General features: G+C 73.7%; 23 protein-coding genes. 7 read left to right on the top strand and 16 right to left on the bottom strand.

All coding sequences use genetic code 11. The features are described 5' to 3' along the window. Positions 1-94 precede the first annotated feature (94 nt). Positions 95-2,461, top strand: a complete 2,367-nt coding sequence (locus tag ACWD4P_RS15070) for an immune inhibitor A domain-containing protein (RefSeq protein ID WP_449779883.1) — start codon at positions 95-97, stop codon at positions 2,459-2,461. 126 nt (positions 2,462-2,587) lie between these two features. Here the strand turns inward: ACWD4P_RS15070 and ACWD4P_RS15065 are convergent, their stop codons facing one another. Continuing rightward, positions 2,588-4,060 carry an MFS transporter gene (locus tag ACWD4P_RS15065; protein WP_449779882.1) on the bottom strand — a complete coding sequence of 491 codons (1,473 nt, stop codon included), beginning with the start codon at positions 4,058-4,060 and terminating at the stop codon, positions 2,588-2,590. Positions 4,061-4,117: 57 nt separating this feature from the next. On the opposite strand from ACWD4P_RS15065, the gene soxR reads away from it, so the two are divergent. Beyond that, positions 4,118-4,591: a redox-sensitive transcriptional activator SoxR gene (gene soxR / locus ACWD4P_RS15060; protein ID WP_359823136.1), complete on the top strand. Its 474-nt coding sequence runs from the start codon at positions 4,118-4,120 to the stop codon at positions 4,589-4,591. A gap of 127 nt (positions 4,592-4,718) precedes the next feature. Here the strand turns inward: soxR and ACWD4P_RS15055 are convergent, their stop codons facing one another. Genes ACWD4P_RS15055 through ACWD4P_RS15035 form a run of 5 tightly spaced genes read right to left on the bottom strand, consistent with a single transcriptional unit; the run spans position 4,719 to position 10,401 of the window. Beyond that, entirely contained in the window at positions 4,719-5,696 is a 978-nt protein-coding gene (locus ACWD4P_RS15055; RefSeq protein ID WP_359823138.1) for an ABC transporter ATP-binding protein, read from the bottom strand. Continuing rightward, on the bottom strand, positions 5,693-6,694 hold the full coding sequence (locus tag ACWD4P_RS15050) for an ABC transporter ATP-binding protein (protein ID WP_359823140.1): 1,002 nt from the start codon (positions 6,692-6,694) through the stop codon (positions 5,693-5,695). Before ACWD4P_RS15050 ends, ACWD4P_RS15055 begins: the two co-directional genes overlap by 4 nt. Further along, positions 6,694-7,680, bottom strand: a complete 987-nt coding sequence (locus tag ACWD4P_RS15045) for an ABC transporter permease (protein ID WP_359823142.1) — start codon at positions 7,678-7,680, stop codon at positions 6,694-6,696. The genes ACWD4P_RS15050 and ACWD4P_RS15045 overlap by 1 nt, the downstream gene beginning before the upstream one ends. Continuing rightward, positions 7,677-8,639 carry an ABC transporter permease gene (locus tag ACWD4P_RS15040; RefSeq protein WP_355258409.1) on the bottom strand — a complete coding sequence of 321 codons (963 nt, stop codon included), beginning with the start codon at positions 8,637-8,639 and terminating at the stop codon, positions 7,677-7,679. Before ACWD4P_RS15040 ends, ACWD4P_RS15045 begins: the two co-directional genes overlap by 4 nt. A 13-nt stretch (positions 8,640-8,652) precedes the next feature. Beyond that, complete coding sequence (locus ACWD4P_RS15035) at positions 8,653-10,401, bottom strand: ABC transporter substrate-binding protein (protein WP_359823144.1); 1,749 nt, start codon at positions 10,399-10,401, stop codon at positions 8,653-8,655. Positions 10,402-10,562: 161 nt separating this feature from the next. Here ACWD4P_RS15035 and ACWD4P_RS15030 point away from each other — a divergent pair, with 161 nt between their 5' ends. After that, the gene (locus tag ACWD4P_RS15030; protein WP_359823147.1) at positions 10,563-12,014 is read left to right on the top strand and encodes an aminopeptidase P family protein; all 1,452 of its coding nucleotides are present in this window, start codon (positions 10,563-10,565) and stop codon (positions 12,012-12,014) included. A 22-nt stretch (positions 12,015-12,036) separates the two neighbouring features. Here ACWD4P_RS15030 and ACWD4P_RS15025 read toward each other — a convergent pair whose 3' ends face one another. The 4 genes from ACWD4P_RS15025 to ACWD4P_RS15010 all read right to left on the bottom strand — a co-directional run bounded on the left by ACWD4P_RS15025 (position 12,037) and on the right by ACWD4P_RS15010 (position 15,332). Beyond that, a complete protein-coding gene (locus tag ACWD4P_RS15025; RefSeq protein WP_449779881.1) occupies positions 12,037-12,366 on the bottom strand; it encodes a helix-turn-helix domain-containing protein in 330 nt (109 codons plus the stop codon). A gap of 66 nt (positions 12,367-12,432) precedes the next feature. Then, positions 12,433-13,455 carry a nitronate monooxygenase gene (locus tag ACWD4P_RS15020; protein WP_449779880.1) on the bottom strand — a complete coding sequence of 341 codons (1,023 nt, stop codon included), beginning with the start codon at positions 13,453-13,455 and terminating at the stop codon, positions 12,433-12,435. Positions 13,456-13,503: 48 nt separating this feature from the next. Then, complete coding sequence (locus tag ACWD4P_RS15015; RefSeq protein WP_359823153.1) at positions 13,504-14,130, bottom strand: response regulator transcription factor; 627 nt, start codon at positions 14,128-14,130, stop codon at positions 13,504-13,506. Beyond that, positions 14,127-15,332 carry a sensor histidine kinase gene (locus tag ACWD4P_RS15010; protein ID WP_449779879.1) on the bottom strand — a complete coding sequence of 402 codons (1,206 nt, stop codon included), beginning with the start codon at positions 15,330-15,332 and terminating at the stop codon, positions 14,127-14,129. Before ACWD4P_RS15010 ends, ACWD4P_RS15015 begins: the two co-directional genes overlap by 4 nt. Before the next feature lie 164 nt (positions 15,333-15,496). Between ACWD4P_RS15010 and ACWD4P_RS15005 the strand changes: the two genes are divergently transcribed. Together ACWD4P_RS15005 and ACWD4P_RS15000 are read left to right on the top strand one after the other, a co-directional pair. Then, complete coding sequence (locus ACWD4P_RS15005; protein ID WP_449779878.1) at positions 15,497-16,573, top strand: ABC transporter permease; 1,077 nt, start codon at positions 15,497-15,499, stop codon at positions 16,571-16,573. Beyond that, entirely contained in the window at positions 16,570-17,253 is a 684-nt protein-coding gene (locus ACWD4P_RS15000; protein ID WP_359823160.1) for an ABC transporter ATP-binding protein, read from the top strand. Before ACWD4P_RS15005 ends, ACWD4P_RS15000 begins: the two co-directional genes overlap by 4 nt. 1 nt (position 17,254) lies before the next feature. Here the strand turns inward: ACWD4P_RS15000 and ACWD4P_RS14995 are convergent, their stop codons facing one another. The 3 genes from ACWD4P_RS14995 to ACWD4P_RS14985 all read right to left on the bottom strand — a co-directional run bounded on the left by ACWD4P_RS14995 (position 17,255) and on the right by ACWD4P_RS14985 (position 19,730). Continuing rightward, positions 17,255-17,851 (bottom strand): Uma2 family endonuclease, encoded by a 597-nt coding sequence (locus ACWD4P_RS14995; protein WP_449779877.1) that lies wholly within the window; start codon positions 17,849-17,851, stop codon positions 17,255-17,257. Between the two features lie 93 nt (positions 17,852-17,944). Next, the gene (locus ACWD4P_RS14990) at positions 17,945-18,661 is read right to left on the bottom strand and encodes a GntR family transcriptional regulator (RefSeq protein ID WP_359823166.1); all 717 of its coding nucleotides are present in this window, start codon (positions 18,659-18,661) and stop codon (positions 17,945-17,947) included. A gap of 190 nt (positions 18,662-18,851) precedes the next feature. Next, positions 18,852-19,730 (bottom strand): NAD(P)-dependent oxidoreductase, encoded by an 879-nt coding sequence (locus ACWD4P_RS14985; protein ID WP_449779876.1) that lies wholly within the window; start codon positions 19,728-19,730, stop codon positions 18,852-18,854. A gap of 107 nt (positions 19,731-19,837) precedes the next feature. On the opposite strand from ACWD4P_RS14985, the gene ACWD4P_RS14980 reads away from it, so the two are divergent. Further along, the gene (locus tag ACWD4P_RS14980; protein ID WP_359823171.1) at positions 19,838-20,455 is read left to right on the top strand and encodes a TetR/AcrR family transcriptional regulator; all 618 of its coding nucleotides are present in this window, start codon (positions 19,838-19,840) and stop codon (positions 20,453-20,455) included. A gap of 130 nt (positions 20,456-20,585) precedes the next feature. Next, positions 20,586-20,915, top strand: coding sequence for a hypothetical protein (locus ACWD4P_RS14975; RefSeq protein ID WP_449779875.1), 330 nt, complete (start codon positions 20,586-20,588; stop codon positions 20,913-20,915). A 15-nt stretch (positions 20,916-20,930) separates the two neighbouring features. Here the strand turns inward: ACWD4P_RS14975 and ACWD4P_RS14970 are convergent, their stop codons facing one another. Genes ACWD4P_RS14970 through ACWD4P_RS14960 form a run of 3 tightly spaced genes read right to left on the bottom strand, consistent with a single transcriptional unit; the run spans position 20,931 to position 24,318 of the window. Beyond that, positions 20,931-21,923 carry an ornithine cyclodeaminase family protein gene (locus tag ACWD4P_RS14970; RefSeq protein WP_449779874.1) on the bottom strand — a complete coding sequence of 331 codons (993 nt, stop codon included), beginning with the start codon at positions 21,921-21,923 and terminating at the stop codon, positions 20,931-20,933. 11 nt (positions 21,924-21,934) lie between these two features. Continuing rightward, on the bottom strand, positions 21,935-22,963 hold the full coding sequence (locus tag ACWD4P_RS14965; RefSeq protein WP_449779873.1) for a proline racemase family protein: 1,029 nt from the start codon (positions 22,961-22,963) through the stop codon (positions 21,935-21,937). Then, positions 22,963-24,318 carry an aldehyde dehydrogenase family protein gene (locus tag ACWD4P_RS14960; protein WP_359830738.1) on the bottom strand — a complete coding sequence of 452 codons (1,356 nt, stop codon included), beginning with the start codon at positions 24,316-24,318 and terminating at the stop codon, positions 22,963-22,965. The genes ACWD4P_RS14965 and ACWD4P_RS14960 overlap by 1 nt, the downstream gene beginning before the upstream one ends. Between the last annotated feature and the right edge of the window lie 3 nt (positions 24,319-24,321).

Here is a 24,321-nt window from a genome sequence, read left to right as displayed (position 1 = left end):
CCTCTTCCACGTGACCCGTCACATGTGAAATATTACCTGCGCTTCACCGACTGATGCCCTGAAGGACCCCCATCCCCCGGAAAGGACCGGTCAGTTGCGCAGACTGTCCGCGGCCCTCGCCGCAGCGCTCACCACCGGCGCGATAGCGGCCACCCTGCTGGGCACCCCCGCCCAGGCCGCACCACCCACCCCCCTCGCCCTCGCCGCCGCCGCGGCCGACGCCGACCAGGGCGCCGAGGCGCCGCCCGTGCCCCTGGCCCCGCAGGAGCGCGAGCGCCAGGCACTGCGCGGCAAGGCCCTGGAGCAGCTCAACAAGGGCGCCGTCGCCAAGACCGCCGGCAAGCGCGCCCCGGCGAAGGTGAAGATCGGCAACGACTACGTCCAGCTCGCGCACCAGCGCACGGACAAGGTCTTCGTGATCCTCGCCCAGTTCGGCGACGAGGTGGACAGCACCACCCAGTGGAACGGCCAGCCGCGCTACGGCGGCACCCCCGGTCCGGCCCACAACCTGATTCCCAAGCCGGGCAAGGACGACAACCACACCCTGTGGTCGCCGGACTTCAACCGCGAGTACTACCAGAAGATGTTCTTCGACGACGCGCCCGGCGCGGTGTCGATGCGCAACTACTACCGCACCCAGTCCTCCGGCCGGTACGACGTCGAGGGCACCGTCAGCGACTGGGTCACCGTCCCGTACAACGAGGCCCGGTACGGCAGCAACAAGGGCCCGCAGGGCTCCGGCGCCTGGACCCAGGGCCAGGAGTTCATCCGGGACGCCGTCAAGGCCTGGTACGACGGCGAGATCACCAAGGGCCGCTCCGCCGCCGACATCAAGGCGCAGCTCGCCCAGTACGACGTCTACGACCGCTACGACCACGACAAGGACGGGGAGTTCGCCCAGCCGGACGGCTACCTGGACAACGTCATCGTGGTGCACGCGGGCGTGGACGAGACCTGGGGCGGCGGCGCCCAGGGCGCCGACGCGCTGTGGGCGCACCGCAGTTGGACCTTCCCCGACGCCACCGGGCAGACCGGGCCGGAGGGCAACCGGATCGGCGGCGCCCCCGTCGGCGACACCGGCCTGTACGTCTACGACTACGTCCAGGCGGGCGAGAACAGCGGCGTCGGCCTGTTCGCCCACGAGTACGGCCACAACCTCGGCCTGCCCGACCTGTACCCCACCAACGGCGGTGACAACAGCGTCAACTTCTGGTCGCTGATGTCCTCCGGCTCCTACCTGGGCAAGGGCGCCAACACCACCGGCGGCTACCCCGGCGACCTCGACGCCTGGAGCAAGCTGCAGTTCGGCTGGCTCGACTACGACGAGGCGCAGGCCGCCACCCGCTCCACCCACGCCCTCGGCGTGAGCAGCTACAACACCGACCAGGCCCAGGCCGTCCTGGTCCACCTGCCCGACGGCACCACCCGCACCGACCTCGCCGATCCGTACGAGGGCGGCAAGCAGTGGTGGAGCGACACCGGCGACAACCTCGACAACTCCCTGGCCCGGGACGTCGACCTGCGCACCGCCGCCGGCCCGACCGCCCTGGACGCGGCGGTCTGGTACGACACCGAGCAGGACTACGACTTCCTGACCGTCGAGGCCTCCACCGACCAGGGCAAGACCTGGACCGCCCTCGGCGGCACCGTGGACGGCGCCCCGATCGGCAACACCAACGCCAACACCCCTGGGCTGAGCGGCAGTTCCGGCAGCTACCGACAGCTGCACATCCCGCTGGACGGCTACCTCGGCCGGCAGGTCCGGCTGCGCTTCCACGTCACCTCGGACGGCAACACCCACGGCCGGGGCGTGCTGGTGGACGCCGTCAAGGCCACCGCGGGCGACACCGTGCTGTTCGCCGACGGCGCCGAGAACGGCGCGGACGGCTGGACGGCCGGCGGCTTCACCGTCATCACCGGCCGCACCGCCGTCAAGCAGCATCCGCGCGCGTACCTCGCCGAGAACCGCCGCTACACCGGCTACGGGGCGTTCCTGAAGACCGGCCCGTACAACTTCGGCTACAGCGGCGTCGCGGGCAAGGCCAACGTGGTGGACAACTACCCGTACCAGGAGGGCGTCCTGATCTGGCTGTGGGACACCTCGTACGGTGACAACAACACCAAGGACCACCCCGGCGGCGGGCTGATCCTGCCGATCGACGCCCGCCCGGCGCCGGTCCGCTTCGCCGACGGCACGCTGGTCAACGGACGGGCGCAGACCTACGACGCGACGTTCTCGCTCAAGCCGACCACGCCGTTCACCCTGCACAAGGGCGGCGTCCCGGTGCGCGTCCCGGCCAAGCCGGCCGTCCCGGTGTTCAACGACCGCACCGGGGTGTACGGGGACCCGGCCACGCCGCAGCTGACGGTGAAGGTGCCGGACACCAACACCAAGATCGAGGTCGTCCGGGAGTCCCAGGGCGGGAAGATCACCACCGTCCGGGTGGGCCCGGCGTCCTGACCCTCGGAGCACCCGAAAGGCCCCGGAGCACCCTGTAGGCCCCCGGAGCACCGGGAAAGGCCCCGGATCCCCCCGACGAAAAGGGATCCGGGGCCTGCTCGTGCGCCCGGGACCTGCTCCCGGGGATCAGGCGCCCCGGGGTCGGCGCCCGAGGCCGCGGGCGGTGCGCGCGGCGGTCGCCAGCCCGAGGACGGTGATCGCGGCGATCCCGAAGGTCATGTAGCGGGCCGAGTCGACCGGGGTGTCGCCGCCCAGGTTGACCAGCGTCCCGGCCAGCGCCGAGGTCACCGAGAAGGCGATCAGCTGGGTGGTGTTGATCGCCGCGGCCGCCTTGCCGCCCTCCACCGGGTCGGTGCTGCTGCGCATCGCGGCCACGCTCAGGTGCGGGAAGGCCAGCCCGATCCCGGTGCCGGCGCCGAACAGCGCCACGGCCCAGAGCAGCACCCGCGGCCCGGACGCGTGCCCGGTCTGCGTCAGCCCGTAGACCAGCAGGCCGCCGACCAGCACCAGCGGAGCCGTGCGGATCGCCAGGGCCCGGCCGCGGACCGACTCGATGCCGACGCTGAACAGCTGGGCGGCGGTCCAGCCGGCCGAGGTGGTGGCGCCGAGGAACCCGGCCACCAGCGGGGAGAGCCCGCCCAGCTGCTGGCCGAACAACGGGATGAAGTTCTCCGTCACCACGCCCGCGCAGAGCACGGCGACGGTCAGGTAGAGCCACTTCAGCGGGTTGCCGGCCCGGTAGGTCTGCCGCGGCAGCACCGTCACCGCGCCGCGCCGCTCGACCGCCGTGAAGCCCACCAGCAGCGCCACTCCGGCGAGCAGGCACAGCGCCGTCGGCCAGCCGCCCGGCACGGTCGAGCTGACGCTGAAGGCGGCCGCCGCCAGGGTGAGCAGCAGCAGCGAGGGCAGCGGTACCCGGCCGCCGCCGTGCCCCGTGCCGGAGCGCCCGGGCAGCACCCGGCGGGCCAGCACGGCCAGCACCAGCGCGGCCGCCAGCAGCAGGACGTACGCCCCGCGCCAGACTCCGAGCTGGGCGAACAGTCCGCCCAGTGAGGGTCCGACCAGGGTGCCGACACCCCACATCGCGGAGACCAGCCCGGCCGCCCGGGTCCACAGCCGCTCCGGCAGGGCGCTGCGGATCACGGCGTAGCCGAGCCCGGCGACCAGCCCGCCGCCGAGGCCCTGCACCACCCGGCCGAGGATCAACGCCGCCATCGACGGGCTGAGCGCGTTGACCACGGCGCCGGCGCCGAAGACCAGGAAGCCCAGCACGTAGGCCCCGGCGGCGCCGAGCCGGTCCAGCAGCCTGCTGACCAGCATCGAGGCGATGACGGCGGCCATCAGGAAGCCGGTGGCCACCCAGGCGTAGTACCGCTCGCCGCCGATGTCGGCCACGATCGAGGGCATCAGGGCGGCGGTGAAGTAGAGGTTCATCGCGTACAGCGCGACGCCGCCGGCCAGGATCGAGGCCGCTGCGGCGTACCGACGGGAGAAGAGTTCACGCCACCCGCCGGAGGCCCCCGCGGGCGGCGAATCCGACGGGTAACTATCCGGTCCGGAGGCGGTGGTGGCGTTCTCTACGGCAGTTGATTCGGTCACGTCCGGTACGCTAGGACTTCAAGAGAACTTGAAGTCAAGGACAGTCGAGGAGCCGCCATGACCACCGCGCCGGTCGATCTGCTGAGCGTCGGCGAGGTGGCCCGGCGGGCCGGGATCGCCACCTCCGCGGTGCGCTTCTACGAGGACCAGGGGCTGATCTCCTCCGAGCGCACGACGGGCAACCAGCGGCGCTACCGCCGGCACGTGCTGCGCCGGATCTCGCTCATCCTGGTCGCCAAGCGGCTCGGCATCCCGCTCTCCGAGGTCGCCGAGGTCTTCACCGGCCTGCCCGAGGACCGGATGCCCGGCAAGCACGACTGGGAGCGGATCTCCCGCCGCTGGGCCGACCAGCTGCGCGCCCGCCGGGCCGAGCTGGAGCGGCTGGAGGAGGAGCTGACCGGCTGCATCGGGTGCGGCTGCGTGTCGCTGCGCCGCTGCCGGGTGCTGAACCCGGGGGACGAGCTGGCCGCCGAGGGGCCGGGCCCGCGCCGACTGCTGCCGGAGGAGGGCCTGCTGCCCGCCGAGGAGTGAGCGGCCCGCGGCCCGCCCCCGTCGCGGAACGACCGGAACCCCTCCCGGAGAACCGGAAGGGGTGGGACCCGGTCGGACGCGGCCCTCGCAGGGTTCCCCGCCGCGTCCGACCGGGGGCTCGGGTGGCTCAGGCCTCCGGGAAGTGACAGGCCGCCTGACGCTCGCCGGGTCCGGCGATCCTCAGCAGCGGCCGTTCCGTCCGGCACAGGTCCTGGGCCTTGGGGCAGCGCGGGTGGAAGGTGCAGCCGGGCGGCGGGTCGGCCGGGCTCGGCGGGTCGCCGAGCAGCACGATCCGCTCCCGTTCGCGCTCCGCCTCCGGGTCGGGCAGCGGGACGGCGGACAGCAGCGCCTTGGTGTACGGGTGCGCGGGGTTGCCGTACACCTCGGCCTTGTCGCCGATCTCCACGATCCGGCCCAGGTACATCACCGCGACCCGGTCGCAGACCCGCTTGACCACCGAGAGGTCGTGCGCGATGAACACGTACGCCAGCCCCAGCTCCTGCTGGAGCCGCTCCATCAGGTTGACCACCTGGGCCTGGATCGAGACGTCCAGCGCGGAGACCGGTTCGTCGGCGATCACCAGCCGCGGCGAGGTGGCCAGCGAGCGGGCGATGCCGATGCGCTGGGCCTGGCCGCCGGAGAACTCGTGCGGGTAGCGGTCGAGGTGCTCGGGGATCAGCCCGACCAGCTCCATCAGCTCGGCCGCCCGCTTGCGCGCGGCCGCCGCACTCTCGCCCTGGACGAGCAGCGGCTCGGAGATGATCCGGGCCACCGTCTGCCGGGGGTTGAGCGAGGAGTACGGGTCCTGGAAGACCATCTGGAGGTCGCGCCGGTGCGGGCGCAGCCGGGCCTGGGAGAGCCCGCCGATCTCGGTGCCGTCGAAGGTGACGGTGCCCGAGGTCGGGTCGAGCAGCCGGACGATCATCCGCCCGGTGGTGGACTTGCCGCAGCCGGACTCGCCGACCAGGCCGAGCGTCTCGCCCGCGCCGACGTCGAAGCTCACGCCGTCGACGGCCCGGATCGGCGCGCCGGGGCGCCCGGTGCGGCCGCGCCGGCCGGGGAAGGTCTTCACCAGGTCCCGTACGGAGAGCAAGGGTTCGGTCATCGGAGCACCCCTTCCGGCACCAGCGGCAGGTGGCAGGCGGCCTGGTGGCCGGGGGCGAGCAGGTCGAGCGGGGGGCGCTCGGCCAGGCAGCGGGCGCGCTCCTCGGCGGACGCCGCGGTGGTGCGGGCGCAGCGCGGGGCGAAGGAGCAGCCCGGGGCGGGGGCGATCAGCGACGGCGGGCTGCCGGGGATGGCCCGCAGCGGGGCGTCGTCGGTGTCGTCCAGGCGCGGCAGGGAGTCCAGCAGGCCGCGGGTGTACGGGTGCGCGGGCTGCCGGAACAGCCGGTCCACCGGGGCCTGTTCGGCGGCCCGGCCGCCGTACATGACCAGTACCTCGTGGGCGACCCGGGCGACCACGCCGAGGTCGTGGGTGATCATCACGACGCCGAGGCCGCGCTCCTGCTGGATCCGGGCGATCAGGTCGAGGATCTGGGCCTGGACGGTGACGTCGAGCGCCGTGGTGGGCTCGTCGGCGATCAGCAGGTCGGGCTCGCAGGCGAGCGCCATGGCGATCATGACGCGCTGGCGCATGCCGCCGGAGAACTGGTGCGGGTACTCGTCGACCCGGCGGGCCGGCTCCGGGATGCCGACCTCGGCCAGCATCTCCACCGCCCGGGCCCGGCCGGCCTTGCGGTTCGCCTTGAAGTGCACCCGGTAGTGCTCGGCGATCTGCTCCCCGACGGTGTAGAAGGGGTGCAGGCTGGACAGCGGGTCCTGGAAGATCATCGCGATCCGGCGGCCCCGGACGGTGCCCAGCTCCCGCTCCCCCAGGCCGGCCAGCTCCTGGCCGTTCAGCCGGATCGAGCCGGTGACGGTGGCGCCGCGGTGCAGGCCCATGACGGCGAGCGAGGTGACGGACTTCCCGCTGCCCGACTCGCCGACCAGCCCGAGGGTGCGCCCGGCCTCGACGGTGAAGGAGATCCCGTCCACCGCCCGGACGGTGCCGCGCGGGGTGTCGAAGGAGACCTTGAGGTCCTCGACCTCCAACAGCTCGGCCATCAGTACCTCACTCTCGGGTCGACGAACGCGTACAGCAGGTCGACCAGCAGGTTCGCCGCGACGATGAAGAACGCCGCGAGCAGGGTGACGCCGAGGATGACGGGCTGGTCGGAACGGGCCAGGCCGTCGTAGAACAGCCGGCCGACACCGGGCAGGCCGAAGATCGACTCGGTGATGACGGCGCCGGCCAGCAGCCCGCCGAGGTCCATCCCGAAGATGGTCAGGATCGGCGTCATCCCGGAGCGCAGCCCGTGCTTGACGGTGACCGTCCGCGACGGCAGGCCTTTGGCCCGGGCGGTGCGGATGTACGGCTCGGCCATCGTCTCGATCATCGAGTTGCGGCTCTGCCGGGCGTACATCGCCGCGTACAGCAGGGCCAGCGCGATCCACGGCAGCAGCAGGTTGGAGGCCCACTCGAAGGGGCCGTCGGCGAACTTGTGGTACGCCGGGTAGGGCAGCAGGCCCGCGGTCCTGACGACGCCCCAGATCAGCATGATCGAGGTGAAGTAGACCGGCAGCGAGGCGGTGCCGACGGACAGCACCATCAGCGCCTTGTCGACCGGCCGGCCCTTGCGCAGCGCCGAGGTGACGCCCGCGCCGAGGCCGAGGACCAGCCAGAGCACGGCCGCGCCGAGCGCCAGCGAGACGGAGACCGGCAGGCGGTCGGTGAGCAGGTCCCACACCGGCAGTCCGTACTCGTAGGAGTAGCCGAGGCAGGGGAAGCCGCAGTGCACGGCGCTGGGGCCGGTGCCGTAGTCGCGGCCGGCGAAGATGCCGCCGAGGTAGGCGAGGAACTGGTCCCAGACCGGCTTGTCCAGGCCCATCGCGGCCTTGACGTCGGCGAGCCGCTCGGGGCTGCAGGTCTTGCCGCAGGCGGCCGCGGCCGGGTCGTTGGGCAGCAGGTAGAAGATGGTGAAGGTGATGGCGCAGATGGCGAGCAGGATGCCCACCACGCCGAGCAGCCGGCGGCCGAGGTAGAGGATCACGACCGGCCTCCCCGGGGGTCGAGGATGTCCCGCAGCGCGTCCCCGAGCAGGGTGAACGCGAGCACGGCGACGAACAGGAAGGCGGTCGGGATCAGGAAGTAGGTCGGGTCGGTCTCGTAGTGCACGATGCTCTCGGCGATCATCTGGCCCCAGGACGCGGTCGGCGGGCGGACGCCCACGCCGAGGTAGCTGAGCGCGGCCTCGGTGGCGATCATGCCGGGGACGAGCAGGGTGGTGTAGGCGATGATCGGGCCGGAGACGTTCGGCAGGATCTCCCGGGTGAGGATGCGCCAGGAGCGCGCCCCGCCGACCTTGGCGGCCTCGACGTACTCGCGGTGCTTGAGCGAGAGGGTCTGCCCGCGCACCACCCGGGCGATGCCGGGCCAGGTGAACAGCCCGATCACCAGGGTGATCAGCAGGATCCGGTTGACGTCCTTGGCCACCGACATCATCGCGATCATGAAGATCAGCGAGGGGAAGGACATCGTGAGGTCCATCAGCCGGGACAGCAGGGTGTCGACGCGCCCGCCGAAGTAGCCCGCCGCGATGCCGGCCAGGGTGCCGACGAGCACGACGACGGCCGTCGCGGTGAAGGCGATCAGCAGGGAGACCTGCCCGCCGTGCAGCACCCGGGCGAACAGGTCGCGGCCGGTGAGCGGTTCGACGCCCAGCCAGTGCCGGGCGCTGATGCCGCCGAAGTCCCCCTTGGGCAGGCCGCCCAGGTACGGGTCGAGCGAGCGCTTGTCGAACTCCTCGGGGCTCCAGCCGCCGAGCGAGCCGAGCGGCCCGGCCAGCGCGGTGACCAGGACCAGCACGCCGACGGTGATCAGCCCGAACCGGGCCGAGCCCTTGGCCCACAGCTGGTCCCAGACCAGCCGCCAGGGCCCGCGCCCGGCACTCTTCTTGGCGCCCCCCGCCGTGGCGTCGGCCACGGCGGCGGGCTCAGTGGTGGTACTCATGGCTGCCGGTCCCTCACTTGCCCTTGGCGGGGTCCTTGAGGCCGACCGTGGCCAGGTCGATCATGCCGGCGAAGCCCGAGTTGCCGAACGCGCCGGCCACGTTGGTGCCGACCAGCAGCGGGCGCCGCTGCCAGAGCAGCGGGACGGCCGGGGCCTTCTTCATCAGGTCCTCGTCCAGCTGCTTCCAGGCCTTGTTCGCCTCGTCGACGTTCGTCATGGCCGCGATCTGGTCCATCCGGTCCATCGTGGCCTGGTCCTTGAACTGGCTGTAGTTGCCCTGGTTGCCCTTCTCCTTGATGGTGCGGCCGTCGAAGAGGAACGGCAGGAACGTCGCGCCGGAGGGGTAGTCGGGGCACCAGCCGTTGAGCGTCAGCTCGGGGGCGTTCTTGATGTCGCCGACGGTGTCGGCGAAGGCGGACGCGTCGACGGTGTTCACGGTGACCTGGACGCCGGCCTTGGACAGCGACTGCTGGATCGCCTCGGCGCGGGTCTTGTCGCCGGTCGAGACGGTGAGCGAGACCTTGAGGTCGCTCTTGCCCGCCTCCTGGAGCATCTTCTTGGCCTTTTCCTGGTCGCCGTTGACCGGGATCTTCAGCGGGTCGGACTTGACGCCGCCGGTCAGCGAGGGCGGCAGGAAGGAGGTCGCCGCGTCGGTCATCGCGGGGCCGCCGAAAGCGGTCACCTGGGCGTCGCGGTCGACCGCCCACATCATCGCCTCGCGCACCTTCGGGTCGTCGAAGGGGGCCTTGGCGGTGTTCAGGTAGAGCATGTCGGTACAGCCGGTCTGCTCGGCGACCATGCGGGCCTTGACGTCCGCCTTGGGCAGCACCTTGGCGACGGTCTCGTGCTGCATCCACGGCATGTTGATGGCGTTGGCGTCGGCGCCGTCACTGGCGATGATCCGGTCGTCGGCCTGGCCGCCCTTGATGCCCTGGGTGACCACGACCTTGTCCGGGTACGCCTTGCGGACGGTGTCCGTGGCCGGGTCCCAGTTGTCGTTGCGGACCAGCACCAGCTGCTTGCCGCGGTCGTAGGTCTCGATCTTGTACGGGCCGGAGGAGAACGGCCGGGCGTCGTACTGGGTGCCCTTCTCCTGGGACTGCGGCACCGGGGCGAAGGTCGGCAGGGTGACGGTGTCGGAGAACTCGGCGACCGGGCGCTTCAGGTGGAAGACGATCGTCTTGTCGTCCGGCGTCTCGATGCTCGACAGGTGCTCGCCGTTCAGCGGGCCCTTGTAGTTCTCGCCGTCCGCCAGGTACTGGATCGCGTAGTCGGGGCCGCCGGTGAGGTCCGGGGAGAACGACCGCTCGACGTTGTACTTGATGTCGGCGGACTTGATCGGCGAGCCGTCCTCGTACTTGAGGCCGTCCTTGAGGGTGAAGGTCCACACCTTGCCGCCCTCGGAGGACTTGCCCAGGTCGGTGGCGAGGTCCGGGACGATCTCGCTGCCGGCCGCGCCCGGCTCGGACTTGAAGGTGGTCAGGGTCCGGTAGATGAGCCGGGTGCCGAAGTCCATGTGCGGCACGACCCAGTTGCGGGCCGGGTCGAGGTGGGCGAAGTCCTGGTTGGTCAGGATGTTGAGGGTGCCACCCTTGGCCGGAGTGCCTCCGATGATCGAGCCGGACGCCGCGCCCGGGCCCTTGCTGTCGGCGGGCGCGGCGTCGGAGCCGCTGTCGCTCTTGTCGTTCGAGCAGGCCCCGAGGCCGAGGGTGAGGGTCGCCGCGAGGGCCGCCGCGAGGGCGGCGTGGGTGCGCCTGGTCATGTGCAACTCCGCTGTGGGGGGCCTGATCGTCCGACCTGGCCGGCTGCGCTGTGTGACCCGTAACATAGTAATGTGAAATTGCACTGCACAAGAGGTGACGGCTGCCGTTACCGAGCTGTGTCCGTGCCAGCATCTCCCCAGCCCCGCCAAGGAGTTCACCGGTGACCCTTCCCCCGACCGGCCTCAACACCGGGAGCCACGACCTCCCGGTCTCCCCCGCACTCGCCTCGTTCATGGCCACCAGCTGGGCCGCCACCCCGCTCCCCGCCGACCGGCGCGTCCCCGGCCACGACCACTTCCCCGGCCGCCGCACCCGGCTCTCCGCCGCCTTCCCCGGCGAGCGGCTGATCGTCCCGGCCGGCCGGCTCAAGGTCCGCTGCAACGACCTCGACTACCGCTTCCGCCCGCACAGCGCGTACGTCTGGCTCACCGGCCTCACCGGCGAGGACCAGGCCGACCACGTCCTCGTCCTCGAACCCGCCGGCCCCGAGGGCCACGAGCCCGTCCTGTACCTGCGCCCCCGCTCCCCGCGCGACGGCGGCGAGTTCTACCGCGACCGCCGCTACGGCGAGTTCTGGGTCGGCTCCCGCCCCGACCTCGCCGAGGCGGCCCGGCTCACCGGGGTCCGCACCGAACACCTCGACGACCTCGGCAAGCTCCTCACCGGACCCCAGCCGCCCACCCGGGTCCTGGCCGGCACCGACCCGCTGGTCGACGAGGCCACCGGGCGGCCGAACGGCGACCACCGGGACGGCGAACTGGCCGCCGTCCTCTCCGAACTGCGCCTGGTCAAGGACGAATGGGAGGTCGGCCAGCTCCAGCTCGCCGTCGACCACACCACCACCGGCTTCGAGGACGTCGTCCGCGCCCTGCCCACCGCGCTGCGCCACCACCGCGGCGAACGCTGGATCGAGGGCGTCTTCGACCTGCGCGCCCGCGCCGAGGGCAACGGCACCTCCTACACCACCATCGCCGCCTCCGGCGCCCACGCCTGCGTGCTGCACTGGATCCGCAACGACGGCGCCCTCGACCCCGACGCCCTGCTGCTGCTGGACGCCGGCGTCGAGACCGACACCCTCTACGCCGCCGACATCACCCGCACCCTGCCGCTCAGCGGCACCTTCACCCCCGTCCAGCGCCAGGCCTACGACCTCGTCCTCGCCGCCCAGAGCGCCGGCATCGCCACCCTGCGCCCGGGCGCGCGGTTCCGCGACTTCCACCGCGCCGCCATGCGGGTCATCGCCGAGGGCCTCGCCGACTGGGGCGTGCTGCCCGTCTCCGCCGAGGAGGCCCTCGCCGAGGACAACGGCCTGTACCGCCGCTACACCCTCTGCGGCAGCGGCCACATGCTCGGCCTCGACTACCACGACTGCGCCAAGTCCCGCGCCGACCGCTACCTCGACGGCACCCTGGAGGAGGGCATGGTCCTCACCGTCGAACCCGGCCTCTACCTCCAGCCCGACGACGAGACCCTCCCCGCCGAACTCCGCGGCCTCGGCATCCGCATCGAGGACGACCTGGTCATCACCGCCGACGGCGCCCACCTGATGTCCGGCGCCCTCCCCCGCGAGGCGGCCGCCGTCGAGTCCTGGATGGCCGGCCTGCTCGGCTGAGGCCACCGCCGGGAGCGGACGGTCAGGCCACCTTGACCGTCCGCTCCCCCCGTCGTACCGTCACCTCGACCTCGCCGCCGATCGCCGCCGAGTACGCCCGCAGGTTCTCCAGGCTGTCCACCTGCCCGTGCTCGATCTGCGACACCCGCGCCTGGCTCACGCCCATCAGCGCCGCCACCTCCTTCTGGGTGAGGCCGGCCGCCTTCCGCATCTCGGCCAGCTCGTGGCCGCGGATCCGGGCCAGGCTCTCCTCACGGATCCGGGCCCGGCCGGCCTCCGCCTCCGGCGAGGCCAACTGTGGGTTGATCCGCTGCGCCTCAGCCCGCACCTCGGTCCAACTGCGGCCCTTCATACTCACTTCTCCCTTGTCCTTCCACCCCTGCGGGGACGACACCCGTCAGCCCGCGCGCCGGGGGCGCTACCGCCGCGCCGCCTGCCAGAGCTCCGCGACGATCTGCTCCGCGGGGCCCGTACGGGCCAGCAGGTGGGCCGTGCCGGCCCACAGGTGCATGGCGGAGGTGTCGCCGTGGCGGGCGGCGGCGGCGCGCAGGGGGGTGGTGAGGCGGTTCACCTCGGGGTAGGCGGACGGGGCGTAGCGGCCGTAGCGGTCCATGAAGGCGTTGCGCAGGCCGCGGGCCGGGCGGCCGGTGAAGGCGCGGGTGACGGCCGTCTCCGGGAGCTCGACGAGCGCCGCCCGGTGGGCCGCCGAGGCGCCGGACTCGTCCGACCGCAGCAGCGCCGTGCCCAGCTGCACCGCCACCGCCCCCGCCCGCAGCGCGGCGGCGACGGCCGTGCCGTCCCCGATCCCGCCCGCGGCGACCAGCGGCAGCGCCGTCACCTCCCGTACGGCGGGCAGCAGTTGGAGCAGCGGCAGCTCGCCCGGGCGGTCCGCCGCCCGGTGGGTGCCGCGGTGGCCGCCCGCCTCCGGGCCCTGCACGCACAGCACGTCCATCCCGACCGCCTCCGCCGCCCGCGCCTCCTCGGGCGTGGTGACGGTGCCGACCTGGGTGGTGCCGACCGACCGCAGCGCCGCCGCCTCCTCGGCCGTCGGCAGCCCGAAGGTGTACGAGACCACCGGCACCGGGTCCGCGAGCAGCGCGGCGAACTTGGCGTACCAGTCGTCGCGGTCCGGCCCGGCCTCCTCCGGCAGCGTCACGTCCCACCGCTCGGCCTCGGGCCGCAGCCGCTCCCGGTAGGCGGCGACGGCCGCCCGGTCCGCGGGCGGGCCCGGCACGAACAGATTCACCCCGAACGGCCGGTCGGAGGCCTCCCGCACCGCGGCGATCTGCTCGGCCATCCCGGCGGCGGTCTTCATCCCGGCGGCCAGGAACCCCAGCCCGCCGGCCCGGTTCACCGCCGCCACCAGCTCGGGTGTCGAGGGCCCGCCCGCCATCGGGGCGCCGATCACGGGTACGGCGAGCTCGTCGGGACGGACGGCCATCGGGCGCTCCTCACACTGCCGCGGGTACGGACGGCCCCCAGCCTACGCTCAGCGGATCAACCCCCGCCCGCGCGCCTCGCGCACCGCCGCCGTGCGCGAGTCCACCCCCAACTTGGCGTAGATGTGCACCAGATGGGACTTCACCGTGGCCTGGCTCAGGTGCAGCCGCTGGCTGATCCGCTGGTTGGTCAGCCCGTCCGCGACCAGTCCCAGTACCTCCGTCTCCCGGGCGCTGAGCGCCGCCGCCGGTGTCCGCATCCGTTCCAGCAGCCGGTCCGCCACGCTGGGCGCCAGGGCGCTGCGGCCCGCCGCGGCGGCCCGTACGGCCTGGGCCAGCTCCTCCGGCGGCGCGTCCTTCAGCAGGTAGCCGGTGGCGCCGGCCTCCAGGGCCGGCAGGGTGTCCGCGTCGCTGTCGTACGTGGTGACCACCAGCACCCGCGGCGCGCCCGCCCGGGCGGTGATCGCCGCGGTGGCCTGCGCCCCGTTCATCGCCGCCGCCGGCCCGAACTGGAGGTCCATCAGCACCACGTCCACGCCCGGCTCCGCGGCCAGCTCGACGGCCCGCTCGGCGGTGGCCGCCTCCGCCACGATGGCGAAGTCCGGTTCGCACTCCAGCACCGCCCGCAGCCCGGCCCGCACCACCGGGTGGTCGTCCGCGATGAGCAGCCGGATCACTGGCCCGCCTCCGGGGCGACCGGCAGCTGTACCGCCACCGCCGCGCCCTGCCCGGGCGACGACTCCACCGTGAAGCTGCCGCCGAGCGCCCGGGCCCGGGCCCGCATCGAGGGCAGCCCGAACCCGCCCTCCTCGCCGGTGCGGCCCGCGACCGCCACCGGGTCGAACCCGGCCCCGTCGTCGACCACGTCCAACGCCACCTCGCCCTCCATGTAGCTGAGTGTCACCTCGGCCCGGGTGGCGCCCGAGTGCCGGATGGTGTTGCCGAGCGCCGACTGCGCGATGCGCAGCAGCGCGACCTCCTGCGCGGGCGGCAGCCGGACCGGATCGCCGGACACGTGCAGGTGGACGGGCAGCGCGCCGTGCGCCGTCGTGGTCGCGCAGAGCCGCTCCAGCGCGACGGGCAGCGGATCGCCGTCCAGCGCGGGCGGGGTGAGCGCCCGGACGAACCGGCGGGCCTCGTCCAGGTTGTCCTGGGCGGCCTGCCGCGCCTGCTCGACGTAGCCGGCGGCGGCCTCGGTGCGCTCCGGCAGGGCCCGTTGGGCGGCCCGCAGCAGCAGCTGGATGGAGCTGAGGCTCTGCGCGAGGGTGTCGTGGATCTCCCGGGCGAGCCGCTCGCGCTCGGCCAGCACCCCGGCCGCGTGGTGCGCGGCGGCGGCGTCGGCGCGGGCCGCGGTCAGCTCGTCGATCAGCCGGCGGCGTTCCTCGCTCTCCCGGTACAGCGCCTGGTAGCCGAGCACGGTGGCGGTGGCCACGGCCGCGCCGAGCGCCGGACCGATCGAGGCGGCGAAGCCGAAACTGTGCTGGTGCCAGGACCACGCGGTGATCGAGGCGGCCGCGGTCAGCCCGACGGCGACGAGCCCGCCGCGCCGCCCCAGCAGGTGCAGTTCCAGGAAGTACAGCGGGAAGGCCAGCCAGACCCCGTCCTGGGTGGCGATCAGCACGCCCGCCCAGGTGATGCCGAGCAGCGCCAGCCAGAGCGCGGCCGCCCGGCGCGAGCGGCGCACGGCGGCCAGCTGCGGCCCGACGGTGTAGACGGCCGCCATCGCGGTGGCCGCGGCGGCGACGGCGGCCGGATCGCCGCCCCGGTCGACGAAGACGGCCCGGGCGACGGCGAGCGCGAGCAGGCCCGCCACGAGCAGGTGCAGGCAGACCTGGAGGACGCGGGCGACGGGGGTGGTTCTGGATCGTTCGGTCGCCATCCGTCCAGCGTAAGTCGGCACCCCGGGCCCGGCATCAATCAAAAGGTTGAACTCCGCGTCTCCCCTTTGATGCCCAGGATGCAATCCCCGGCGCGATGCCCCGGTCCCCTCCCGTCGGGGACGGTGGAAGGGTCGAGAGAACCCCCCGCAGAGGAAGGCCCGTCGTGTTCGTCGCCTGGAGGGACCTGAGGTTCGCCAAGGGGCGGTTCGCCCTGATGGGAACCGTCATCGTGCTGATCACCGTACTGGTCGGCCTGCTGTCCGGGCTGACCGCCGGGCTCGGCCGGCAGAACATCTCCGCCATCACCGGCCTGCCCGCCGACCACCTGGTGTTCGGCAAGCCCGCCGACGGGCAGAAGCTCTCCTTCACCGACTCCCAGGTCACCCCCGAGCAGTGGCAGGCCTGGGCGCGCGAGCCCGGCGTCACCTCCGCCCAGCCGCTCGGCATCACCACCACCAAGGCCGCCGCCGGCCAGCGCACCGCCGCGCTCTCCGCCTTCGGCGTCCCGGACGGCTCCGGGCTCGCCCCGAAGGGCACCCGGGTCGCCCCCGGCCAGGCCGTGCTGTCCAGGAGCGCCGCCGAGAATCTGGGCGGCCTCGCCCCCGGCGCCGACTTCACCCTCGCCGGGCACCCGCTGAAGGTCGCCGCCGTCGAGGGCGACGCCGCGTACAGCCACACCCCGGTCATCTGGACCACCCTCGCCGACTGGCAGCTGGCCGCCCCCGGCGGCGCCGGCCACGCCACCGTCATCGCGCTCGACACGGCGAAGGGCGCCGACCTCGCCGGCGCCGACGACCGCCACGGCACCGAGACCCGCACCCGCGACGACGCCCTCGCCGCGATCGGCTCCTACACCTCGGAGAACGGCTCGCTCCAGCTGATGCGCGGCTTCCTGTTCGCCATCTCCGCCCTGGTGATCGGCGCGTTCTTCACGGTCTGGACGATCCAGCGCAGCGGCGACATCGCCGTCCTCAAGGCCCTCGGCGCCTCCACCCGCTACCTGCTGCGCGACGCCCTCGGCCAGGCCGTCCTGCTGCTGGTGCTCGGCACCCTGCTGGGCACCGCGGTCGCCGCCGGCTTCGGCGCGCTGATCGGCTCCGCCGTCCCCTTCGTCCTGGACGCCCCGACCGTCCTGCTGCCCGCCGCCGTCATGATCGCCCTCGGCGCGATCGGCGCGGCCCTGTCCATCCGGCGGATCACCTCCGTCGACCCGCTGACCGCCCTGGGGAGTGTCCGATGAGCTTGACCCTCGACCGCATCACGCTGACCTACCCGGACGGCGACGGCCGGCTCACCGCCCTGGACGAGGTCTCGCTGACCGTCCCCAAGGGCTCGCTCACCGCCGTCGTCGGCCCCTCCGGCTCCGGCAAGTCCAGCCTGCTGGCGGTCGCCGCCACCCTGATCACCCCGGACTCCGGGCAGGTGGTCGTCGACGGCACCGACACCACGGGCCTCGGCCGGGCGGAGCTCACCGCGCTGCGCCGCTCGAAGATCGGCATCGTCTTCCAGCAGGCCAACCTGCTGCCCTCGCTCACCGCGGTGGAGCAGCTGCAGGTGATGGCCCACCTCGACGGCCGCGCCCCGCGCACGGCCCTGCCCCGCGCCCTGGAGCTCCTGGACGCCGTGGGCCTGCGCGACCAGGCCGCCCGCCGCCCGCACCAGCTCTCCGGCGGCCAGCGCCAGCGGGTCAACATCGCCCGCGCGCTGATGAACGACCCGACGGTGCTCCTGGTGGACGAGCCCACCAGCGCCCTCGACCACGAGCGCGGCGCCGCCGTCCTCGACCTGATCACCGACCTCACCCACCGCCGGGCCACCGCCACCGTGCTGGTCACCCACGACCGCACCCACCTGACGGCCGTCGACCAGATCGCCGAGGTCCACGACGGCAGGCTGACCCTGCCGGCGGCGGCGGTGTGAGCTACTTCTTGGCGATGAGCACGTCGTCCACCGAAAGCGTCACAGCGGCGCCGATCGACTCCGGCAGGGTGAAGGACTGCCCGGGGTGGTGGACGGCGTGCACCCGGTACTCGCCGTCCCGCGGGTCGGTGAGCACCATGACTCGCTGATTCGCGCGATCCACGATCACGTAGACGGGCACGCCTGCAGACGCGTAGACGAAAGGCTTCCTCTTCAGGTCATCGCTGTGGTTGGACGAGGTGACTTCCAGAACGAGCCGGAAGACGGCCGGGTCGTAGCAGTTGTACTCGATCAGGTGATCGTCGATATCGGCGTCGACAACCGCCAGATCGGGAATCGCATAGTCCGACGGCCCATCCGGCAGCCAGATCCCGATGCCCTGAAGGACTTCGGTCCCGCCTCCATCGAGGCCGGCCTGGAACAGCACGCGCATCAGGCGGCTCAGCGACTTGCTGTGCGAAGCGTTCGGCGGCGGCGTCACGGTGATCTGGCTCCCGACGATCTCGACCCGGTGCCCGGTGAACTGGTTGGAGATCAGCTCAGCGGCTTCGAGCAGCGTCGGCTGCTCCATGGGCTCTTCCACTGCTGCGGCGGACATGGATTTCCTCCTGGCTGCCGATGTCGAGAGCATCATCGTAGAACCGGCACGCCTTTCGGCGCCCGATCCTCAGTCTTCACCCGAACGAGCGGTTTAGCCCCGGCCGGACCGCAGCCGCAGGGCCGAGGGCTCCGGCTCGGCGGGCTTCTCCTCGCCGGCCCAGAGCGAGCGGACGTGGCTGAGGTGCCGGGTCATGCAGGCCTCGGCGCCGGCCGCGTCGCCGGCGAGCAGCAGGTCCAGCAGCTCCAGGTGCTCCTCCGCCGAGGAGACCAGCTCGCCGCGCTCGTCGAGCCGGTTGAGGCCGTACAGCCGGGAGCGCTTGCGCAGGTCGCCGACCACCTCGACCAGCCGGGTGTTGCCGGCCAGGCCCAGGAGGTCCAGGTGGAACTGGCGGTCGGCCTCCAGGTAGCCGATCAGGTCGTGCTTGCGGGCCGCCGCGACGATCGCCTCAGCCTGCGGGCGCAGCCGTTCCAGCTGTTCCCGGGTGGCGGTGACCGCCACCCGGCCGACGGTCGGGACCTCGATCAGGGCGCGGATCTCGGTGAAGTCGTCGAGGTCCCGGTCGGTCAGTTCGGTGACCCGGAAGCCCTTGTTGCGGACGGCCTCGACGAGGCCCTCGCGGGCGAGGTCGAGCATGGCCTCGCGGACCGGGGTGGCGGAGACGCCGAAGTCGGCGGCGAGCGCGGGGGCGGAGTAGACCACGCCGGGGCGCAGTTCGCCGGAGATCAGGGCCGCCCGGAGTGCGTGCGCGACCTGGTCGCGAAGCCGCTCCTGTACGGAGATCAGGGTGCGGGACTTGAGGTCGGCCATGGTGTTCCTCCGGGTGGGTGCAGAACACCAGCGTACAATGTCACGTTACGTTGCGTGCGCAACAGCCAGCGATTCGAACACCCGCCGCGCCGGCCCCTCCTGACGCAGAAAGCCATGGTGACAGCGGCCGTCGGCCGTGACAACGGCCGACGGCACACGATCTTCGGGCCCCCGCGGCCCGCACACACGGCTACTCCCGGCGGAACCGCCCCACCAGCACGGTGAGGCTGGCCGCGCCGAACCCGTCCTCGACGCCCCGCCGGACCGCCTCCGCGAGAACGGCCGGCAGCGCGCCGTCGACCCCGGAGTCCTCCGCGGTGTGCCGGACGTGCTCGATGCCGGCCAGCGCCATCGCCAGCCGGTCGACGTCCCCGCGGTGGTCCCCGCCGGTGATCCGCGGCGCGTAGAACGCCTGGAAGCCGGGCATCGAGGCGGCGGTCGAGCTCAGGTACGGCAGGAACTCCTCGGCCGTGATGCCGTTGGCCTCGGCGATCGCCGTGGCGTGCAGGTAGCCGACCATCGAGGACCAGAACAGGTCCATCTGGATCTGGTAGTACAGCTGCGCCAGCCCGGGGTCGTCGCCCCGGTAGTCGGCCCCGGTGAGCACCTCCAGCGCGGCGCGGTGGCGCTGGAACAGCTCGACCGGGCCGCTGTAGAAGGTGGACGACGCGGGGTCGCCGATGCCGGACGGCGGCACCTGCACCCCGCCGGTCAGCTGCGCGGCGCCGTGCTCGGCCAGCCGGCGGGCGGCCTCGCGGGCCCGGGCGGGGGTGTCCGAGCTGAGGTTCGCGATCACCTTCCCCTCCAGCGCCGGCTCGACCGCCTCCAGCACCTCGAACACCGCGTCGTAGTCGGTGAGGCTGAGCACCACCAGTTCGTTCGCCTCCACCGCCGCCCGGGCGCTGGGCGCCTCCCGCGCGCCCCGGGCGAGGAGCTCGCCGGCCCGCCCGGGTGTGCGGTTCCACACCGTGACGGCGTACCCGGCGTCCAGGTACGCCCCGGCCATGGCCCGCCCCATCGGGCCGAGCCCGATCACCGTCACGGACCGCTTCGACTGCTCCACGGACATGCGCTTTCCCCTCCTCTGGAACGAACGCTCTATTTAGAGCGCCGGGGCCGACGCTAGCACAGGACTGGAACGAACGCTCTACTCAGAATCTCGGCTAGGATCGCGCCGTGAACGCGCCCGAGAAGACCTCCCCCCAGGCCGGGGCGAAAGCCGGCACCCGCGAGCGGATCGTCCGGGCCACCTCCCGGCTGCTGCAGCGCCAGGGGTACGAGGGCACCGGGATCAAGCAGATCTCCCGCGAGGCCGAGGCCACCCTCGGCTCCGTCTACCACTTCTTCCCGGGCGGCAAGCAGGAGTTGGCCGCCGAGGCGATCCGGCACGGGGACGAGGAGTTCGCCGTCATGCTGCGCACCGGGCTCGGCTCCTCGCCGGACCTCGGCGAGGCGATGACCGCCTGCACCCGGCTGCTCGCCACCGAACTGCGCGCCTCCGACTGGCAGGACGGCTGCCCCATCACCAGCACCGCCCTGGAGACGGTCGGCCGGGTGCCGGTGATCGAGGAGGCGGTGGCCGAGGCCTTCGCCAACTGGCGGGCCGTGGTGACGGAACGGCTGCTCGCCGCCGGCATCGGCGAGCAGGACGCCCGCGAACTGGCCGGCACCGTGATCAGCACCCTGGAGGGCGCCGAGCTCGCCGCCCAGGTCGCCCGCAGCGAACAGCCGCTGCTGGTCACCGGCAAGCACCTGGCCCGGCTGCTCACCGCCTACGCCGACGACCGGGCCTGACCCGCGCGGCACCGGAAGCCGCCACCGGAGGGCGCAGCCGGAAAACGTGAGGAGCCGGCGCAGCGGGGGATCCCTTCCCGCTGCGCCGGCTCCGGTTCCACAACTCCCGATCACGACCAGGAGTTACGACGTGTCGATCGACATCGCGCTGTACGACGGCCACTCGGCCGGCGGCCGCCGCACCGGCGCCAGGATGCTGCGCCTGTCGAGCCCCGGGGCGGCCCTCGACGACGCCCTGGCCCGGCACACCGATCCCGTCCGCCACCGGCTCGGCCGGATCGACCCCTACGGGGACACCCTGTTCGACGAGCGGGACGCCGGCGCGGTCTTCGAGGAGGCCACCGCCCTGCTCGCCCGCTGCACCACCGAGGAGCAGCGGGCCGCGGTCCGCGAGCTGCGCGACCTGCTCGCGGACTGCGCCGCCACCCCGGGCAGCCGGCTCGTGCTCCTGGGCGACTGAGCGCCCGCCGCGCCACTACTGCCGCCGGTACACCTCCGCCGCGACGGCCAGGTCCTGCCAGGCCATCCCGACGCTCTTGAAGAACCGCGGCCGCCCGTCCGGCACCAGGGCGTCGCCGCGCACCAGCTCGGCGAGGTTCCACAGCTGCCGCCCGGCCACACCCGCCATCAGCAGGTCCCCGGCCTCCCGGGCCGCGACCGCGCGCGCCTCGACGTAGAGCTCGGCCCGCTGGACCAGCAGCTCGTCCACCTCCCGCGCGTCCGGCTCGTGCGAGCCGACCGCCGCGACCGCCGCGTGGGCGGGCACCAGCGCGCCGTCGAACAGCGGGGTGCGCGCCGTGGTGCAGCAGACCACCAGGTCCGCCTCGCGCACCGCGCGCCGGTCGCCGACCTCGGCCGTCAGCCCGAGGCCCCGGCCGTACTCGGCGAGCGCGCCGGCCCGGCCGGGGTCGCGTGCCACCACGGTGAGCCGGCGCAGCGGCCGGACGGCCATCAGCGCGTCCAGGTGCCCGTACGCCTGCGGCCCGGAGCCGAACAGCACCAGGTGCTCGGCCTCCGGCACCGCCAGCCGGCGCAGCGCGGCCGCGGTGACGGCGGGGGTGCGCAGCGCGGTGAGCGCGGCCCCGTCCAGCAGGGCGAGCGGCTGCAGGGTGGGCCCGTCCAGCAGCAGGTAGCTGCCGGTGATCCGGGGCAGCCCCCGCTCCGGGTTGGCGGGCGCGACCCCGGCGATCTTCACGCCCGCGTACGGCCCGGCGGCGGCCGGCATCAGCAGCAGCTCGCCGGCGGGCACGGGCACGGCCGACCGTGCGGGTGCCGCCTCCGGGTCGAACCCGTCCAGCAGCACCCGCTCGATCGCCCCCACCGCACCGGCGGGCCCGACCCCGCCGGTGCCCGCCACGGCGTACTGGAGCGGCACAACAGCCGTGCCGGGCGGTGCGATCGGGCTCTCGGTGGTGGAACTCGCGGCGGCCGGGCTCCCCGCGGCCGCGCTCGCGGCGGTCGAACTCACGGCGGCGGCGCTCACAGCAGGAACCCCGCTCCCAGCTCGTCGCCCGGCTCCAGGACGAAGCCGTGCTCGCCGGTGCGGTGGGCCGTTCCGCCGACCTCGGTGACCACGCCCTCGCCCAGCGGGTCGCCGCCCGCGAGGACCCGTCCGCTGAAGACCGTCCCGATGACCGACTCGTGCCGCAGCGGCTCGCCGGGGGCCAGCCGCCCCTCGGCGGCGAGCACCGCGAGCCGGGCGGAGGTGCCGGAGCCGCAGGGCGAGCGGTCGATCTGCCCGTCCGCGAAGACGGTGACGTTGCGCTGGTTCAGTACGCCGTCCACCGGGGGGAGTTCGTCGTACAGGATGACCCCGTACACGCCGGACAGCCGGGCGTCCGTCGGGTGCGCGACCGCCTCCGATCCGGCCAGGGCGGCCCTGATCTCCCGCCCCACGGCGGTGAGTTCGGGCAGCCGGCCGGTCTCCACGGAGAGCCCGAGGGCGGCCGCGGACACCGAGGCGTAGCAGGCGCCGGAGTGCGCGACGGCGACCTCCACGGTGCCGTGCGAGGTCTCCACCGGGAGCTTCAGCGCCGTCACCCGGCTGGGCACGTTGCGGAAGGTCACCCCGGTGGTCCGGCCGCCGGCCCGGTGCACCAGGGCGGTCACCCGGCCGGAGGGCACGTCGATCCGCACCCGGGCCACGCCGTCGGCGGGGGCCGTGACCAGTCCGGAGTCCACCGCCCAGGCGCCGAGCGCGATGGTGCCGTGCCCGCAGGCGGTGGAGTAGCCGTCCTTGTGCCAGAACAGCACGCCCAGGTGCGCCTCGTCGTCGTCCGGCGGCACCAGGAAGCCGCCGTACATCCCGGCGTGGCCGCGCGGCTCCCGGCTGAGCAGCTGCCGGACGTCGTCGAGCGCGCTGGGCCGGGGCGCGGTGGCGCTGCCGCCCGCGCCGAGCGCGATGGCACGGCGCTCGGCGACGGTGTCGCCGGGGATCGGCGGTACGCCGTCCAGCACGATCCGGAACGGCTCGCCGGCCGTGTGGTAGTCGACGGTGCGGACGAACATCAGGCGACACCTCCCGGCAGCACGCTGACGGTCCGGCTGACGGTGTAGAAGTCCAAGGCCGCCTGGCCCTGCTCGCGCTCGCCGTGGCTCGCGCCCTTGGTCCCGCCGAAGGGCAGGTGGAAGTCGACGCCGCTGGACGGGGCGTTGACCCGGATCATGCCCGCGTCGAGCCGGTCGGCGGCGGCCAGCGCCACGTCCAGGCTGCGGGTGTGCACCGAGGTGGAGAGGCTGTGCGGGGTGTCGTTGGCGAGCGCGACGGCCTCGTCCAGGTCGGCGACGGCGTGCAGCACGGCGATCGGGCCGAAGAACTCCTCGCGCGCCAGCGGGTGTTCGGCCGGCACCTCGGTGAGCAGGGTCGGCTCGACGTACCAGCCGGCCCGCTCGGGCACCCGCCCGCCCGTCAGGACGGTGGCCCCGGCCTCGACGGCCGAGGAGACGGCTCCGGTCAGCCGGTCCCGGGCCGCGGCGTTGATCACCGGCCCGCAGACCGCGTCGTCGACCGCCGCCAGCGCCTTGACCAGCGCCTCGCGCAGCGGCTCGTACGCGGCGCCGACCGCGATCACCCGGCTGGTGGCGGTGCACTTCTGCCCGGCGTACCCGGCGACGGCCGCGGCGATGTGCCCGGCGGCCTGCGCGATGTCGGCGTCCGGCAGCACCAGCGCGGCGTTCAGCCCGCCGAGTTCGGCCTGCACCGGCACCCCGCGCTCGGTCGCGGCCCGCACCACGGCCCGGCCGACGCCGGTCGAGCCGGTGAAGGAGACCACGTCCGCGGCGTCGACCAGCGCCGCGCCCTCCTCCGCCCCGCCGGGCAGCACGGTGAAGACGTCCTCGGGCAGCCCGGCCAGCTCCGCCAGCCGCAGCGCGCAGGCCGTCGCCTCGGGCGCCGGCTTGAGCACCACCGTGTTGCCGACGGCGAGCGCGGGCGCGGCCTTCCAGGTCGGGATCGCCAGCGGGAAGTTCCACGGCGCGATCAGCCCGGCGACCCCGTACGGGCGGCGCCGGGTGAGCAGCAGCCCGGGGCCGGCGGCGGTCTCGTGCACCGCTCCGGAGGGCGCGTACGGTGCCTGCGCGTAGTAGCGCCAGATCGCCGCCGTGCGGGCGACCTCGCCGAGCGCCTCGGCGAGCGGCTTGCCGACCTCGCGCACGATCAGCGCGGCCAGCTCGTGGGCGTGCGCCTCCACGGCGTCCGCGATCCGGCCGAGCGCCGCCGACCGGGCGCCCGCCCCTGCGGCGAGCCAGTCGCCCTGGGCCGCCCGGGCCCGCCCGACGGCGGCCCGCACGGCATCGGCGCCGGGCTCCTCGACGGCGACCACGAGGTCGTCCGGGTCGGCGGGGTTGTACGAGGTGATGGTCACGGC

The organism is Kitasatospora sp. NPDC002543, assembly GCF_053594915.1.
Note: the sequence above shows the minus strand (reverse complement) of the source record. Positions and strands in the feature narration are given on the sequence as shown.

Excerpts from the sequence above, each read along its gene's own strand:
- ACWD4P_RS15055 (WP_359823138.1), bottom strand. The coding sequence starts at position 5,696 with ATGACCGAACCCTTGCTCTCCGTACGGGACCTGGTGAAGACCTTCCCC.
- ACWD4P_RS15020 (WP_449779880.1), bottom strand. The coding sequence starts at position 13,455 with ATGGCCGTCCGTCCCGACGAGCTCGCCGTACCCGTGATCGGCGCCCCG.
- ACWD4P_RS15050 (WP_359823140.1), bottom strand. The coding sequence starts at position 6,694 with ATGGCCGAGCTGTTGGAGGTCGAGGACCTCAAGGTCTCCTTCGACACC.
- ACWD4P_RS14985 (WP_449779876.1), bottom strand. The coding sequence starts at position 19,730 with ATGTCCGTGGAGCAGTCGAAGCGGTCCGTGACGGTGATCGGGCTCGGC.
- ACWD4P_RS15000 (WP_359823160.1), top strand. The coding sequence starts at position 16,570 with ATGAGCTTGACCCTCGACCGCATCACGCTGACCTACCCGGACGGCGAC.
- ACWD4P_RS14965 (WP_449779873.1), bottom strand. The coding sequence starts at position 22,963 with ATGTTCGTCCGCACCGTCGACTACCACACGGCCGGCGAGCCGTTCCGG.
- ACWD4P_RS15035 (WP_359823144.1), bottom strand. The coding sequence starts at position 10,401 with ATGACCAGGCGCACCCACGCCGCCCTCGCGGCGGCCCTCGCGGCGACC.
- ACWD4P_RS15040 (WP_355258409.1), bottom strand. The coding sequence starts at position 8,639 with ATGAGTACCACCACTGAGCCCGCCGCCGTGGCCGACGCCACGGCGGGG.
- ACWD4P_RS14995 (WP_449779877.1), bottom strand. The coding sequence starts at position 17,851 with ATGTCCGCCGCAGCAGTGGAAGAGCCCATGGAGCAGCCGACGCTGCTC.
- ACWD4P_RS15025 (WP_449779881.1), bottom strand. The coding sequence starts at position 12,366 with ATGAAGGGCCGCAGTTGGACCGAGGTGCGGGCTGAGGCGCAGCGGATC.
- ACWD4P_RS14990 (WP_359823166.1), bottom strand. The coding sequence starts at position 18,661 with ATGGCCGACCTCAAGTCCCGCACCCTGATCTCCGTACAGGAGCGGCTT.
- ACWD4P_RS15010 (WP_449779879.1), bottom strand. The coding sequence starts at position 15,332 with ATGGCGACCGAACGATCCAGAACCACCCCCGTCGCCCGCGTCCTCCAG.
- soxR (WP_359823136.1), top strand. The coding sequence starts at position 4,118 with ATGACCACCGCGCCGGTCGATCTGCTGAGCGTCGGCGAGGTGGCCCGG.